This window comes from Leifsonia poae (assembly GCF_027921845.1).
Taxonomy (GTDB): Bacteria; Actinomycetota; Actinomycetes; order Actinomycetales; family Microbacteriaceae; genus Leifsonia; species Leifsonia poae.
Map to the genome: position 1 here is coordinate 210,968 of NZ_BSEN01000001.1, position 13,978 is coordinate 224,945.

General features: G+C 70.1%; 13 protein-coding genes. 3 read left to right on the forward strand and 10 right to left on the reverse strand.

The window, feature by feature from the left end:
• Positions 1-81: 81 nt before the first annotated feature.
• The 8 genes from PKE84_RS01030 to PKE84_RS01065 all read right to left on the reverse strand — a co-directional run bounded on the left by PKE84_RS01030 (position 82) and on the right by PKE84_RS01065 (position 8,324).
• Positions 82-1,017 carry a ribokinase gene (locus PKE84_RS01030; protein ID WP_271175338.1) on the reverse strand — a complete coding sequence of 312 codons (936 nt, stop codon included), beginning with the start codon at positions 1,015-1,017 and terminating at the stop codon, positions 82-84.
• A complete protein-coding gene (locus PKE84_RS01035; RefSeq protein ID WP_271175339.1) occupies positions 1,014-2,393 on the reverse strand; it encodes an ADP-ribosylglycohydrolase family protein in 1,380 nt (459 codons plus the stop codon). The genes PKE84_RS01030 and PKE84_RS01035 overlap by 4 nt, the downstream gene beginning before the upstream one ends.
• Positions 2,394-3,545, reverse strand: coding sequence for an ADP-ribosylglycohydrolase family protein (locus PKE84_RS01040; RefSeq protein WP_271175340.1), 1,152 nt, complete (start codon positions 3,543-3,545; stop codon positions 2,394-2,396).
• Between the two features lie 122 nt (positions 3,546-3,667).
• Positions 3,668-4,960 carry an ABC transporter substrate-binding protein gene (locus PKE84_RS01045; RefSeq protein WP_271175341.1) on the reverse strand — a complete coding sequence of 431 codons (1,293 nt, stop codon included), beginning with the start codon at positions 4,958-4,960 and terminating at the stop codon, positions 3,668-3,670.
• Positions 4,961-5,031: 71 nt separating this feature from the next.
• On the reverse strand, positions 5,032-5,943 hold the full coding sequence (locus PKE84_RS01050) for a carbohydrate ABC transporter permease (protein ID WP_271175342.1): 912 nt from the start codon (positions 5,941-5,943) through the stop codon (positions 5,032-5,034).
• Entirely contained in the window at positions 5,940-6,896 is a 957-nt protein-coding gene (locus PKE84_RS01055; protein WP_271175343.1) for a carbohydrate ABC transporter permease, read from the reverse strand. Before PKE84_RS01055 ends, PKE84_RS01050 begins: the two co-directional genes overlap by 4 nt.
• A complete protein-coding gene (locus PKE84_RS01060) occupies positions 6,893-7,933 on the reverse strand; it encodes a LacI family DNA-binding transcriptional regulator (protein WP_271175344.1) in 1,041 nt (346 codons plus the stop codon). Before PKE84_RS01060 ends, PKE84_RS01055 begins: the two co-directional genes overlap by 4 nt.
• Before the next feature lie 91 nt (positions 7,934-8,024).
• Positions 8,025-8,324 carry a helix-turn-helix domain-containing protein gene (locus PKE84_RS01065; RefSeq protein WP_271175345.1) on the reverse strand — a complete coding sequence of 100 codons (300 nt, stop codon included), beginning with the start codon at positions 8,322-8,324 and terminating at the stop codon, positions 8,025-8,027.
• 105 nt (positions 8,325-8,429) lie between these two features.
• Here PKE84_RS01065 and map point away from each other — a divergent pair, with 105 nt between their 5' ends.
• A complete protein-coding gene (gene map, locus PKE84_RS01070) occupies positions 8,430-9,200 on the forward strand; it encodes a type I methionyl aminopeptidase (protein ID WP_271175346.1) in 771 nt (256 codons plus the stop codon).
• 30 nt (positions 9,201-9,230) lie between these two features.
• Here map and PKE84_RS01075 read toward each other — a convergent pair whose 3' ends face one another.
• Positions 9,231-11,081 carry a thioredoxin domain-containing protein gene (locus tag PKE84_RS01075; RefSeq protein WP_271175347.1) on the reverse strand — a complete coding sequence of 617 codons (1,851 nt, stop codon included), beginning with the start codon at positions 11,079-11,081 and terminating at the stop codon, positions 9,231-9,233.
• 135 nt (positions 11,082-11,216) lie between these two features.
• On the opposite strand from PKE84_RS01075, the gene PKE84_RS01080 reads away from it, so the two are divergent.
• Both PKE84_RS01080 and PKE84_RS01085 read left to right on the forward strand, forming a co-directional pair.
• On the forward strand, positions 11,217-12,386 hold the full coding sequence (locus PKE84_RS01080; RefSeq protein WP_271175348.1) for a fatty acid desaturase family protein: 1,170 nt from the start codon (positions 11,217-11,219) through the stop codon (positions 12,384-12,386).
• 11 nt (positions 12,387-12,397) lie between these two features.
• A complete protein-coding gene (locus PKE84_RS01085) occupies positions 12,398-12,556 on the forward strand; it encodes a hypothetical protein (RefSeq protein ID WP_271175349.1) in 159 nt (52 codons plus the stop codon).
• 2 nt (positions 12,557-12,558) lie between these two features.
• Here PKE84_RS01085 and PKE84_RS01090 read toward each other — a convergent pair whose 3' ends face one another.
• Positions 12,559-13,962: an NtaA/DmoA family FMN-dependent monooxygenase gene (locus tag PKE84_RS01090; RefSeq protein ID WP_271175350.1), complete on the reverse strand. Its 1,404-nt coding sequence runs from the start codon at positions 13,960-13,962 to the stop codon at positions 12,559-12,561.
• Between the last annotated feature and the right edge of the window lie 16 nt (positions 13,963-13,978).

Sequence of the window (13,978 nt, forward strand, 5' to 3'; positions counted from 1 at the left end):
AAGTCGTTGGTGTTCTCCTCGTCCGGATCGAACGGAAGGGCCGGGTCCGGCCGAAGGGCCGGGTCGGGCCGGAAGGCCGGGTCAGCTGGTCGCGCGGAAATCGTGAATCTCCTCGAGTGTGGGAATGGAGGGGACGGCGCCCGGCCGCTGCACGGAGAGCGCGGCCGCGACAGTGGCGAACGCGGCGGCGTCGACGAGCCGGCCGAGATCGGGTCGCCCGCCGCCGCTGCGGTCGAGCTCGGCGACCAGTGCCCCGCAGAAGGTGTCGCCGGCGCCGGTGGTGTCGACGGCGTCGACCGGGTGGCCGGCGACGTGCGCCGGAGGCTCCCCGGGAACGCAGACGAGTGCGCCGCGGGAGCCGAGGGTGATGATCACGGCGAGCCCGAGGGAGCTCAGCACCTGGGCGAGCTCCTCCTCATCGGCGCGTCCGCGGAACGCACCGTGCGTGTCGGCGGCCAGCTGCGCCGCCTCGTGCTCGTTGACGATGAGCAGGTCGACCGTGCTGAGCAGCTCCGCCGGGAGCGGCCGGATGGGCGCGGCGTTCAGCACGACCGTCGCTCCGGCGGCGTGCCCGACGCGGGCGGCCCGTTCGACGGTCTCGAGCGGCGTCTCCAGCTGGAGCAGCAGCACATCCGCGCCGGCGATGAGGTCGCGCTCGACGTCGGTGAGGTCGACGAGCGTCCGGTTGGCGCCGGAGTCGACGACGATCGCGTTCTCGGCGCCGTCGTCGACGGTGATCACCGCGGTTCCGGTGGGCCGATCGCTGCGCCGCACGCGCAGGTCGACGCCGGCCTCGATGAGTCCGGCCTCGAGCCGGTCTCCCGCTGCGTCGTCGCCGATGGCGGCGATGAACGTCGCCTCGCCTCCGGCGCGGGCCACGGCGGTGACCTGATTGTTGCCCTTGCCTCCGGGAGCGGAGTCCGCGCCCGTCGCCAGGACGGTCTCACCGGGCGCGGGGATGCGCTCGACCCGATACACCAGGTCGAGATTGGCGCTTCCGACGACGACGACGCTCATCGCGTGGCCGCCGGTGCCGGAGCCAGCGCGACGGTGCGCGCCGCGAGGTCGGTGAAGCGCGCTCCCGCGAAGCCGGGCACGCTCGTGGCGAGGGTGTCGTGCAGAGGACGGGTCCACCTGCCGGGGAGGCCGCGCGCGCCGGTCAGGGCGCCCGTGATCGAGCCGACGGTCGCCCCGACCGAGTCGGTGTCCCACCCTCCGCTCACCGCGAGGGTGATCGAGCGTTCGAAGTCGCCGTCGCCGCGGGTCAGGGCGAAGGCCAGCAGCGCGGAGTTGCTGAGCGCGTGCACCCAGTGCAGCTTTCCGAACTCGGCGTGCAGCGCGTCGACGGCGGCCTCGTCGTCGAGGTCTCCGGCGCCCAGTTCGACACCACGCGCGATCGCGGCCGCGTAGCGACTTCCGGCGGGGACCACGGAGCATCCGGCGGCCACGACCTCCGAGACCGACGTCGCGACCACCGCGGCGGAGCAGGCGGCCGCCGCGAACATCGCGCCGTACAGGCCGCTGCGCCCGTGACTCAGCCGACCGTCGGTCCACGCGAGCCGTGCGGCCGCGACCGGGTCGCCCGGGTTCACCCAGCCGTAGACGTCGGTGCGGATCTGCGCGCCGATCCAGTCCCTGAACGGGTTCTGCACGGCTCCGGCCACGTCGGGCTCGTAGCCGTCGAGCAGGTTGCGGTAGGTGATGCGCTCGGCCGTGAAGACCCGGCCACCCGGCAGGTCGTCCAGCCAGGCCTGAGCGACGTCGTCGGTCGTGAAGCCGGTGCCGATCCGCTCGAGCAGCCCGAGCGCGATGAGCGGGAAGTTGAGGTCGTCGTCCTCCGGCATCCCGTCGATGTTCTCGACGAGGCTCGTCGGGCGGCTTCTGCGGTTCCACGGATAGCGGGCCGCGATGTCCGGATCGAGTCCGACCTCGGTGAAGTACGAGGCGATCGGCCAGTTGCCGGTGGAGCGTCCGATGGCCCGGATGCCCTCCAGCGAGATCTTCTCCACCGGCTTGCCGAGCAGACAGCCGGATGCGCGGCCCAGCCAGGCGCCGAGCACGCGATCGTCGAGGTCGGCGGGCTGCATTTCCGGTGCAGGCGCCGCCCACACCGCCGGCGCTGCCGCCAGGATCGCGTCGAGGTCATCGGGTTCTGCGGCCACCAGCGCAGCCGGAGCCGGCCGCTGGTCGATCTCTGCGAGGAGCTCGCGAGCCAGCGCGCGCAGCGGGTCGGGCGCCGGTTCGGGCGTCGCGCCGCTCACCGCTGCATCGGGCGTTCCGCCCGCGGCGACCCATCGCGAGCGCAGGTCGGCGACGTCACGGCCGTCGAACTCGGCGGCGACGAGAGCGTGCGGAAGGAGGTCCTCCGGCTGCGTCCAGCTCAGCCGGAGCATCTAGGCGACCTCGAGATCGGCGGCGAACGCCGAGCGCGACGCGGCGGTGCGGCTCGCCCGGTCGGCGTCGGCCGCCCAGACGTCCCGCGCGACCGAGGCGATCACGGAGCCGGTGGCGGTGATGTCCATGCGGCTGCCCTCGCTCACGCCGTCGACCCACTCGGCCGGCACGGCGTCGATGCCGTCGAGCGCACCGGCCAGCGATCCCGCCATCACGGCGATCGAGTCGGAGTCGCGGCCGTAGTTGATGGACCCGAGAACCGCCTCGCGGTAATCCCCCTGTGCGGCGACGAGCATGCCCAGAGCGATCGGCAGCTCCTCGATCGACTTGGTGCGGCTGGGGATGCGGGCATCCCGAGCGGGCTGGCGGTAGTTCGGCCCCACGGTGTCGAACGGCGTCACCGCCGCGCGGAGCACGCCGAGCCCGCCGCGCCAGTCGGAGATGCCCGAGGCCGCCTCGACGACAGCGTCGATCGCGTCACGCGTGCCGTCCTTGGCCAGCCGGAGCGCCGTGTCCACGACATCGGCGACGCTGGCGCCCGGGCGCATCGCCTCGGCGACGGCCGCGGCGTAGACACCGGCCGCCTCCCGGCCGTAGCTGGACTGGTGGGCGCCGGCGACGTCGATCGCCTCGGCGTACGCCGCCTCCGGTGCGCCGGCGTTGACGATCCCGATCGGCGCGACGTACATGGTCGCGCCGCAGTTGACGATGTTGCCGACACCGGCCTCGCGGGGGTCGATGTGACCGTAGTGCAGGCGCGCGACCAGCCACTTCTCCGCGAGGAAGATGCGGTGCAGAAGCAGGCCCTCCGACTCGAACTCGGGGATCCAGCGCTTGTCGCCGATCAGCAGCGGCACCAGGTGGTCGGCGATCGCGTAGGCGTCGAGGTGATCGCGCACCGTGTCGTAGACGTCGACGAGTGCCGTGGTCATCAGGGTGTCGTCGGTGACGTGCCCGTCGCCCTTGTGGTACGGCGCGATCGGGCGGGCGTTGCGCCAGTCTTCGAGGAACGGCGGGACGATGCCGGTGATGAAGCCGTCGTAGCGTTCCTGGATGGCGTCGGGCGTGTTGCCCTCCGCCGCTCCACCGAGCGCGTCGCCCACTGCCGCGCCCGCGAGCGCCCCCGTCGCCTTCGTGACCAGCGCGTCCATAACCTTCTCCTTTGTGTTTCTACTGTCTTATCGCTCGACGCCCGTACGGCTCCCGTCGGGTCCGAACTGTTGCGCCCGATCAGCCGATCCCGACGCAACAGGTCCGAAACTCGAAGACGGGGTCAGCCGAGCGCCTTCCAGCCGTCGGTGAGCTGCTTCTTGAGCTCGTCGAGGCTGATCGCGTTCGCCAGGTATTTCTGCAGGGCCGGCGTCGCGTACTGGTCCTTCCACTGCGGGTAGCCGGTGGCCGCCTGGAACGGTGCCGCCTTCAGCTCGTCGCCCGACTTCAGGATGGTGTCCCAGCCGTTCTTGCCTGCGGTGTCCTTCGCGACCTGCGTGCGCGCCGCAGCCGACGCCGGGATCAGCCAGTCGCCCTCTGCGAGCTTGGCCTGGTTCTCCGCGCCCATGAAGTAGTCGATGAACTTCGCAGCCTGTTCGACGTGCTTGCTCTGGGCCGAGACCGACATGGTCTGCGGGTTGGCCGCCTGGGCGGCGCCGTCCGACCCCGCCAGCGGCGGGAGCACGGTCCAGTTGAAGCCGGACGGAGCGGACTCGGTGATCTGCTGGGCCACGTAGTTGCCGCCGACGTACATGCCGTACTTCCCGCCGAAGAAGCCGGGGAGCACATCCGTGCCGCTCTGGGTCAGGGAGACCGGGTCGAGCGACTTGTCGGTGTAGGCCATGTCGTGGATGCGGTTCGGGACCTGCAGCTCGTCGTCGCCGACGTGGATGGTCGATTTGCCGTCCTTGTTGTCGAAGAACGTGCCGCCGAAGCCGAGCGCGAGGTTCATCACTGTCGCCGTCGGCTGCTTCATGCCCCAGCCGGTGCCGAAGTTCCCGCCCGAGGTGAGCTTCTTCGACAGGCTCTGGAAGTCATCCCAGCTCATCGACGACCCGGTGGGAGCGGTCGCGCCGGCCTTCTTCAGCGCGTCGGTGTTCGCGAACACGACGTACGACTGCAGCAGCGTCGGGGCGGCGACGATCTTGCCGTCGCCGGTGGTCACCGAGCTCCAGACGTCTTTCGAGACCTCCTTCTTGACGTCGTCGCTCAGATACTTGCTGAGGTCGGCGAGGTAGCCCTGGCCGGCGAACCCCATGATGTCGGCCGACTCGTCGTGGATGATGTCGGGAGCGGTGCCGCCCTGGAACTGCGTGACCAGCTGGTCGTGCACGTTGTCCCAGCTGCCCTGCTGGAGCTTCACCTGGATGTTCGGGTTCGCCTTGTTCCAGGAGTCGACGATGCTCTTCGTCGCGGCGACGGTGGTGTCCTGGTAGGCCAGCGACTGGAAGGTCAGCGTGACTTTGCCGCCGCTCGACGAGTCGGAACCCGACGACGAGCAGCCGGCGAGCGCGAGCGACGCGGCCACGATGCCGGCGAGCGCGATGCCCGTGCGGGCGAGGATCTTGTTGCGCATTGCTTTCTCTCTTTCGGATGGAGTGCGGAGGTGATGCAGAGGTGCGGTGATGCGGTGGTGGTGCGGTGCGCCTAGCCTTTGACGGCGCCGCTGAGCAGCCCGGAGGTCAGGCGTTTCTGGATGAGCAGGAAGAAGACCAGGCTCGGGATGGTCGCCAGCAGCGAAGCCGCGGCGAGCTGCCCCAGCTGCACCTGTCCTTCGGCGCCGACGAAGCGGGCGAGGGCGAGGGGCAGGGTCTGCAGGTTGGGGTCCTGGATCAGCACGAGGGCGAAGAAGAACTCGTTCCACGCGGAGATGAAGGTGAACAGGCTGGTGGCGACCAGGCCGGGCGCGAGCAAGGGCAGCACGATGGTGCGCAGCGTGCGGAAACGACTCGCGCCATCCATCGCGCCCGCCTCTTCGAGCTCGACCGGGATGCCGGCGACGTAGCCCTGCAGCATCCACAAGGCGAACGGCAGCGACCACACCGTGTAGACGAGCACCAGCCCGAAGAGGTTGTTGATCAGGCCGATGTTCTTGAGCACCAGGAACAGCGGGATGATGATCAGGATGAACGGGAACACCTGGCTCAGCAGGATCCAGCCGGTGGCGATCCCCCGCAGCTTGGTGCGGAAGCGGGCCAGCGCGTAGGCCGCCGGAAGCGAGATGGCCGTCACCAGGACCGTGGTGGAGACGGCGACGATCAGGCTGTTGCCTGCGGCCGTGAACAGGTTCGCCTTCTCGATCGCCTGCACGAAGTTGTCCCAGTTCAGGCTCGTCGGCAGGAACCCGGGGTTCGGCGACTGCAGTTCCTGCGGCGTCTTGAACGCCGTCGTGAGCAGGAACAGCAGCGGGAACGCGAGGAAGATCATGTAGGCGAACAGCGCGACGTACTGCAGCGGCCGGCCGATCAGGCGACCCCGCCGGATGGAGGCGCTGTGCGACTTCTCCGGCGAACCGGAGGGCGCGGACGACGATGTCGGGCGGTTCTCGAGGGTGGTCATGAGTTACGGCTCCTCATCTGGCCGCGCAGGTAGACGAACAGGAAGATCGCGATCACGATGACCATGACGTTGCCCATCGCCGCGGCGTAGCCGAAGTTGCCGTAGCGGAACGCCTCGTTGTAGGCGAAGAGCATCGGCAGCATCGTTGTCCCTCCCGGGCCGCCAGCGGTGAGCACGTAGACCAGTGCGAACGAGTTGAAGTTCCAGATCAGGTCGAGCGTCGTGATGGCGACGATGATGGGCCGCAGGGCGGGAAGCGTGACGTGCCAGAACCGCTTCCAGGCGCCGGCGCCGTCGATCGAGGCGGCCTCGTGCAGTTCGGCCGGCACGTTCTGCAGGCCGGCGAGCAGCGTGATCGTGGTCTGCGGCATCCCCGCCCAGACACCCACGATGATCACGACGGGCAGAGCGATGGAGGCGTTGCCGAGCCAGTTGATGTCGCTCGGCAGACCCACGGCGTGCAGCGACTGGTTGATCGGCCCGTAACTCGGGTTGAGCATCAGGCGCCACATGATGGCGATGATCACGGGCGGCATCGCCCACGGCACGAGGGCGAGGGTGCGGGCGAGCCAGCGCAGCCGAAGGTTCAGATTGAGGAGGAGCGCGAGGCCGAGCGAGGCGAGGAACTGCAGGATCGTCACGCTGAAGGCCCAGACGAGGCCGATGCCGAACGAGCTCCAGAACAGCTGGTTGCCGCTGAGCTTCACGTAGTTGTCGACGCCGTTGAAGTTCACCGGCAGGTTGAGCCCGGCACGGGCATCCGTGAAGCCGAGCAGGATGCCCTGGACCAGCGGGTAGACGCTGAACAGCACGACCGGGATCAACGCCGGGAGGACGAGCAGCCACGCGTCCTTCCCACCGCCGCCCGCGGGTCCTCCCCGGTTGCGCTTACGGCGCTTGGGCGTCTTGGCAGCATCGCCCGGAGCGATCACCACGGGTGCGGCCGTCGTCATACGGTCACCTCCGCCAGCACCGAGGACTCCCGGACCGACAGGGTCGGTTCGATCACCACCTGCTTCACGGGCGCACCGGGATCTGCGAGGCGCCGGATGAGCAGCTTCGCGGCTGCCTTCGCACGCTTTGCCGAACCGAGGTCGACGCTGGTGATCGAGGGATTGGCGAGCTCGGCGGCATCCGTGTCGTCCATGCCGACGACGGCCACGTCGTCGGGGACGCGGATCCCCCGGCTCGTGAGCTCTTTGAGGGTTGCGACGGCCAGCAGGTCGTTCGCGCAGACGATCGCGTCCGGCGACGACTGCGCGAGCAGACGCGCGGCCGCCTTGCGCCCTGCCTTGTAGGTGAAGTCCGAGGCCGTGACCTGCAGGTCGGCGGTGGTCGTGAGGCCGAATCGCTCGATGGAGGTCAGATATCCGCTGAGTCGAGCCGCACCGGGGACGGTGTCGACGGGGCCGTTGACGAACGCGATGTGCTTGCGGCCCTGCTCGACCAGGTGCTCGACGGCGAGCCCGATGCCGGCGACCGAGTCGGCCCGTACGTTGTCGAGTTCGACGCCGGCCGGCAGCGAACCGATGATCACGATCGGGAGCCGGCTCGACCGCAGTGCAGCGACCAGCGGCTCGGTGACGCGCAGCGGGCTGAGCAGGAGCCCGTCGGCGAAGCCTCGGTTGAGGCTCGAGAGCAGTTCGATCTGGTCCTGCGGATCGTTACCGGTCGACGAGAGCACGAGGCGGAACCCGGCCTTGGAGACGACGCGCGACACCTCGTGCATCATGGCGACGTAGACGGGGTTTCCGACGTCGGCGACGGCGAAGGCGATCTGGTCGGTCCGCCCGACTTTGAGCGAGCGTGCGGTGGCGTCGGGCACGTAGCCCAGGGCTTCCGCCGCTTCGCGCACCTTCTCGGTGAGCTGCGGCGAGGCCGGCAGCCCGTTCAGCACGCGGGAGACCGATGCGATCGATACTCCGGCGCGCTCGGCCACGAGGACGAGCGTCGACTTCCTGGTCTCGACCACTGGTGCTCCCTGCATCATCGAAGGTTCGTAAACGTTTACAAGAACGTTTACAGAGACGATAGCACATCGCAGATCGAGGGTGACGAACGGATCAGTGCAGAAGGCGGGGCTACGAGGCCGTTCGCCCGCGAGCGTCGGCGGCCGCGGCCGGCACGGCGTCGCGTTCCGGCTGCTCGACCTGGGCCCACAGCGCGTCGAGGGAGAGCCCGAGGACGGCGGCGATCGCGGCGATGGTCGGGAAGGCGGGGGTCGCCACCCTGCCCGTCTCGATCTTGCGGAGCGTCTCGGGCGAGATGCCGGCATCGAGCGCGGTGTGGAGCATCGAGCGCTCGCCCCTGGCCTGCCGCAGCAGGGCGCCGAGCCGTTCTCCGCGTTCGACGTCCGCGGGCGTGAGGGGCAACCTGACCATGGTTCCGATTGTAGTACCGGGATAGAAGTGCTGGGATAGTCTGACCGGTATAGTTATCGGTACCGTGAGATCCGGCAGGCGTGAGATCCATCAGAGAGGCACCACATGATCGAGATCCTGAACCCCGACGAACTGGCGCGAGCCCGCGAGACCGGGGCCCTGGTCGGCGGCATTCTGCGCTCGCTGAAGAGCCGCGTCACGGTCGGCACGAACCTCCTCGACATCGACGACTGGGCCGAGACGATGATCGTCGGCGCCGGAGCGCAGTCCTGTTACGTCGACTACGCGCCGTCGTTCGGGCGCGGTCCGTTCGGCCACCACATCTGCACGGCCGTCAACGATGCGGTGCTCCACGGGCTCCCGCACGACTACGCGCTCGCCGACGGCGATCTGCTGACCCTCGACCTCGCCGTCTCGCTGCACGGAGTCGCAGCGGACTCCGCCATCAGCTTCGTCGTGGGCGCATCGCAGCCCCCGGAGAGTGTCGCGCTGATCGGCGCGACCGAACGGGCGCTGAGCGCCGGCATCGCCGCGGCGGCCCCCGGAGCGCGCATCGGCGACATCTCCTCCGCCATCGGCTCCGTCCTGAGCGCGGCGGGGTACCCGATCAACCTCGAGTTCGGCGGACACGGGATCGGATCGACGATGCATCAGGACCCGCACGTCTCGAACAGCGGACGGCCGGGCCGAGGCTACCGGCTCCGCCCGGGCCTCCTCCTCGCCTTGGAGCCGTGGGTCATGGCCGACACCGACGAGCTCGTCACCGACGCGGACGGGTGGACGCTGCGAAGCGCGACCGGCTGCCGCACGGCCCACAGCGAGCACACGATCGCCATCACCGCCGGCGGCGCCGAGATCCTCACTCTGCCGAGCTAGCGAACGGCAGAGCTGGCGACCGGGCGGGCGTCAGCCCAGGGCGGCGGGCAGCGTCACGGGCAGACGGCAGACGAAGTCGTGGCACAGGTACGCCGTCGCCAGGCCGTCGCGCGTCGTCCGCGCCGCGAACAGCTCGAACCCGGCTGCAGCGAACGCCTCGGCCTGCGACTCGTCGACGACGGCGACCAGGCCGCTCGGCCGGCCGCGAACGGCGTCGACCATTCCGGAGGCGTCTCCCCCGCCGCCCGGCAGCACGACCACCAGCTGCTCCGGCTCCGCGGCGAGCGCCGACATGAGCTCGAGCGCGGCGCCGAACGCGCTCGGCGTCGCTCCGGCCGGCGCCGCCACGAGCCGCATGGCCTCGCGGGACGCCCGCTCGTAGCGGCGCTCGCCCGTCAGCAGGTAGAGCGTGTGCGCCGCCGCGGCCGCCGACGACAGACCAGACGGGTACGCCCCCTCCGACGGATCGACCCGGATGGCCATCCCGTTGCTCTGCAGCACCGGATCGCCGCCGCCCGGCACCTCGAACGGGCAGACCGTCTCACCGGCGGCGTCGAGGCACAGATCGATCAGATCGCGGGCGGCGGAGGCGAAGCCCACGTCACCGGTCACGAGTGCGAGTTCGAGCAGGCCGCCGGCGAAAGCGCCGTAGTCCTCGAGGGTCGCCGAGGCGTCGGAGGCCCGGTCGCCGAGGGAGGTGCGTACGAGCGTACCGTCGTCGCGGACGTGACGCTCGAGCAACAGCTCGGCCGCCTGCACGGCCGCCGCGATCCAGGCCGGTCGGTCCAGCGCGAAGCCGGCGCGCGCCAGTGCTCCGATCGCCAGGCCGTTCCAGCCGGTCAGCACCTTTCCGTCGATCGGCGGCGCCTCGAGGTTCGCGCGCTCCTGCGCCGTCGACCGGTAGTACGTCCCCTCGACCCTGGCGCCGTCGATCGTGCTCTCGGAGTCCTGCGCCGAGGCGAAGCCGCCCGTCGGACGCCGCAGCACGTCGAGGAGGAAGCCCGCCACGCCGTCCGCCGTGCGCTCGGCCCACTCGTCCGCCGTCAACTGCCAGGCCGTCGCGTAGTCGCGCAGCAGCAGGGCGTTGTCGTAGAGCATCCGCTCGTAGTGCGGGTCGCCCCAGTCTCGGCGAGTGGAGTACCGGAAGAATCCGCCGTCCAGGCCGTCGTGCAGCGGTGACGACGCCATCCGCTCGAGCGCGCGGAGTGCGACGCCGGTGCCCGCCGGGCGGGAGAGCAGAAAGCCGAGCACCGGGGCGACAGGGAACTTCGGTGCGGTGCCGAACCCGCCGTACTCGGCGTCCTCGGCGGCGGCGAGCACCGCGACGGCATCGTCCAGCTCGCGCTCGGCCGGCAGATCGGCGGCGGCGGTGGCGGCCTCCGAGGCCGCAGCGAGGGCGCCGACGACGGCGGCCGCGTTGGCGTCCACCTCGGCGCGACGGTTCTCCCAGGCGTCCCAGACCGCGTCGAGCACCTGCCGGAACGAGGCCCGTCCGGCGATCGGAAGCGGAGGGAAGTAGGTACCCGCGTAGAAGGCACGTCCGCGCGGCGTCGTGAACACAGTGAGCGGCCAGCCGAGATTTCCTGTGAACGCGCTCGCAGCCGACAGATAGCCCGCGTCGACATCCGGATGCTCTTCCCTGTCGACCTTCACGGCGACGAACCGCGCGTTCAGCTCGGCGGCCAGCACCGGGTCGCTGAAGCTCTCGCGGGCCATCACGTGGCACCAGTGGCAGGTCGCGTAGCCGACGGAGATCAGCACGGGGACATCCCGTCGCTCCGCCTCGGCGAAGGCCTCGGCCCCCCAGGGGAACCAGTCGACGGGGTTGTCCGCGTGCGAGCGCAGATACGGGCTGATCGCGTCCGCGAGCCGATTCGCCATGCGGCCACCATACGCGCCGCCGGTCGCGGGCGGCAGGCTGCGCGTTGGCCGGGAGCTTCGGCGCCATCCGCCGACCGAGCGTAAACTGGAGTCCGTACCCCGGACCCCGGTGCCAGACGCGCTGAGGGAGTCCGGATGCCACAGGAAACGACACGATCGGTCACGATCGGCAACGGGGGCGCGTCCCCCGATTCCTACTCCGCGCTCGCCGCCATGATCCGCACCTCCGGTCTGATGCGACGACGGTACGGCTACTACTGGACGAAGCTCATCCTCGTCCCCGTGGTCACCCTCGCGGCCATCGGCCTCTTCGTCCTCATCGGCGACAGCTGGTGGCAGCTGTTCACCGCGGCGCTGTTCGCCTTCGTCTTCACGCAGATCGCGTTCCTCGGACACGACGCTGCGCACCGTCAGATCTTCCGCTCCGGCCGTTGGAACGACTGGACGAGTCTCGTGGTCGGCGACCTCTTCGTCGGCATGAGCTACGGCTGGTGGCAGCACAAGCACACGCGCCACCACGCCAATCCGAACAGGGAGGGCGTCGACCCCGATATCGATCTGCCTGTGGTGGCCTTCACCCCCGCACAGGCACTCTCGAGGCGCCCTCCCCTCTTCCAATGGGTCATCGGCCACCAGGGCTGGTTCTTCTTCCCGATCCTGCTGCTGGAGGGACTCTCGCTGCACGCGTCGAGCGTGCGGCGCATGTTCCTCAGGGAACCGCTGCAGCGCCGGCCGGTGGAGATCGCTTTTCTCGCCGTGCGGATCTTCGGCTATCTGGCCCTGGTGTTCCTGGTGCTGTCACCGGACAAGGCGGCCGTCTTCCTCGCGGTCCAGCTCGGCCTGTTCGGGTTCTACATGGGCATCTCCTTCGCCCCGAACCACAAGGGGATGCCGCTGGTTCCGCACGATGCCAAGCTCGATTTCCTCAACCGCCAGGTGCTGATGAGCCGCAACATCCGGGGCAGCAGGATGCTCGACTTCATGATGGGCGGCCTCAACTACCAGATCGAGCACCACCTCTTCCCGTCGATGCCGCGCCCGCACCTGCGGCGCGCGGCGCCCGCCATCCGGGCGTTCTGCGACGAGCACGGCGTGCACTACACGGAGACGACCCTGATCGCGTCGTATGTGATCGTGACCCACTACATCAACCGGGTCGGGCTCGGCGAGAAGGACCCGTTCGACTGCCCCCTGCTCGAGCTGCGAGCCACTCCCGGCGCGATCATCCGCACCGGCGCCCGCTCGCCCGACTTTCCGGCCATCGTGCCGGCGATCCTGCCGCCGAGCGCGGCCGACGAGAGCTGAGGCGGTACATCATGGCGGTCATCATCATCCTCCTGGTCGTGTGGGCGGCCCTCGGCGTCGTCGGGTTCGCCTTCGACGGACTCCTCTGGCTCGGCATCATCGCGGCGATCCTGTTCATCGGAACGCTGGCGTTCGGCATCGCGCAGCGCGCGAACCACAGGACGCCCTGACGTCAGGCCCTCCGCCGCCCGGCAGCGCCGCCGGCGGCGGAGTCGTGCAGGTTCGCCGGTGTCGAGAGGCCGAGGTGCTCGCGCAGCGTGCGCCCCTCGTACTCGGTGCGGAACAGCCCGCGCCGCTGCAGCTCGGGCACGACCAGCCCCGTGAACGCGCTGAATTGACCGTTCAGGAACGGCGTGAGCACGTTGAAGCCGTCGACCGCGCCGGCCTCGAACCATTCCTGCAGGTGGTCGGCGACCTCGGCGCCGCTGCCGACGACCGCGGCCGCCGGCACGGCGTGGGTCGCGAGCAGCTGACGATAGGTCACCGGGCGCTCGCCCCCGAGGCGGCGCCCGGTTCGTCGTTCGACGAGCTCGAGCAGCCGCTGCCCGCCGTCGGCGAAGCGGCGCGCGACGCGCAGCGGCACGTCGTCGTCGAGATCGGGAGAGCCGAGCGGAACACCGACGACCGACGACAGCGCACGGATCGACCGGTTCGCCGGGAAGTCCGCGGACTGCGCGAGCGGAGAGCCGTCGTCGAGGGGCACCAACCGCAGGAGGTCGTCGAAAACCTCCTGCGCCTCACGCGTCGTCTCGGCGACGACAGGAAGGATCGGGGTGATCACCCGCGGGTCGTCCGTGCGGCCGTACGCCCGCGACTGCGCGATCAGCTCGGATCGGTAGGCCACCGCCTCCCGCAACGACGGCTGGGCGACCAGGGCCAGGTCGGCGAGCTCCGCCGCGAGTCGACGCGACCGCGACGAGCCTCCCGCGTGCACGATCGGCAGGTGGCCCTGCACAGGACGCGCGGCGTTGAGCGGTCCGGTCACGCTCACGAACTCTCCCTGCGCATCCGTGCGGTGCAGCTTCTCCGGGTCGATCAGCCGACCGGTGCGACGATCGCGCACGAACGCGTCGTCCTCCCAGCTGTCCCAGAGCAGCCGGAGCGCGCGCAGGTACTCGGTGGCCTCGTCGTAGCGCGGCTCGGCTCCCCCGGGCCCGCGTCCGTGGTTGCCCGCCGCCCGCGGGTCGGCGCCGGTGACGATGTTGATGCCGGCGCGACCACCGCTCAAGCGGTCGATCGAGGCGGTCTGGCGCGCAAGCGTGTACAGGTCGAAGTAGCCGCTGTTCGCGGTCGCGATCAGGCCGATCCGCTTGGTGACGCCGGCCAGGAACGCGATCGAGCTCATCGGATCGAGACGCGCGAGCAGATCGGGATCGCGGAACTCCAGATCGGGCCCGGTCGCCAGCCACTCGCCGAAGAAGAGGTAGTCGAGTTTCGCGGCCTCCGCCGCACGCGCCGTCGCGCGCAGCACGGCGGGATCGCCGAGCGGATTGCTGTGCGCGCCCGGATAGCGCCAGCCGGACGGGTAGGCGCCGAGTGCGCGGAACACCGCGCCGAGGATGAGCGTGCGCGCCATGCCTCAGGCGCTCGGC

What these genes read in the sequence shown, in the direction of transcription:
- PKE84_RS01030 (WP_271175338.1), bottom strand. Translation starts at nt 1,017, where the DNA reads ATGAGCGTCGTCGTCGTCGGAAGCGCCAATCTCGACCTGGTGTATCGG.
- PKE84_RS01035 (WP_271175339.1), bottom strand. Translation starts at nt 2,393, where the DNA reads ATGCTCCGGCTGAGCTGGACGCAGCCGGAGGACCTCCTTCCGCACGCT.
- PKE84_RS01040 (WP_271175340.1), bottom strand. Translation starts at nt 3,545, where the DNA reads ATGGACGCGCTGGTCACGAAGGCGACGGGGGCGCTCGCGGGCGCGGCA.
- PKE84_RS01045 (WP_271175341.1), bottom strand. Translation starts at nt 4,960, where the DNA reads ATGCGCAACAAGATCCTCGCCCGCACGGGCATCGCGCTCGCCGGCATC.
- PKE84_RS01050 (WP_271175342.1), bottom strand. Translation starts at nt 5,943, where the DNA reads ATGACCACCCTCGAGAACCGCCCGACATCGTCGTCCGCGCCCTCCGGT.
- PKE84_RS01055 (WP_271175343.1), bottom strand. Translation starts at nt 6,896, where the DNA reads ATGACGACGGCCGCACCCGTGGTGATCGCTCCGGGCGATGCTGCCAAG.
- PKE84_RS01060 (WP_271175344.1), bottom strand. Translation starts at nt 7,933, where the DNA reads ATGATGCAGGGAGCACCAGTGGTCGAGACCAGGAAGTCGACGCTCGTC.
- PKE84_RS01065 (WP_271175345.1), bottom strand. Translation starts at nt 8,324, where the DNA reads ATGGTCAGGTTGCCCCTCACGCCCGCGGACGTCGAACGCGGAGAACGG.
- map (WP_271175346.1), top strand. Translation starts at nt 8,430, where the DNA reads ATGATCGAGATCCTGAACCCCGACGAACTGGCGCGAGCCCGCGAGACC.
- PKE84_RS01075 (WP_271175347.1), bottom strand. Translation starts at nt 11,081, where the DNA reads ATGGCGAATCGGCTCGCGGACGCGATCAGCCCGTATCTGCGCTCGCAC.
- PKE84_RS01080 (WP_271175348.1), top strand. Translation starts at nt 11,217, where the DNA reads ATGCCACAGGAAACGACACGATCGGTCACGATCGGCAACGGGGGCGCG.
- PKE84_RS01085 (WP_271175349.1), top strand. Translation starts at nt 12,398, where the DNA reads ATGGCGGTCATCATCATCCTCCTGGTCGTGTGGGCGGCCCTCGGCGTC.
- PKE84_RS01090 (WP_271175350.1), bottom strand. Translation starts at nt 13,962, where the DNA reads ATGGCGCGCACGCTCATCCTCGGCGCGGTGTTCCGCGCACTCGGCGCC.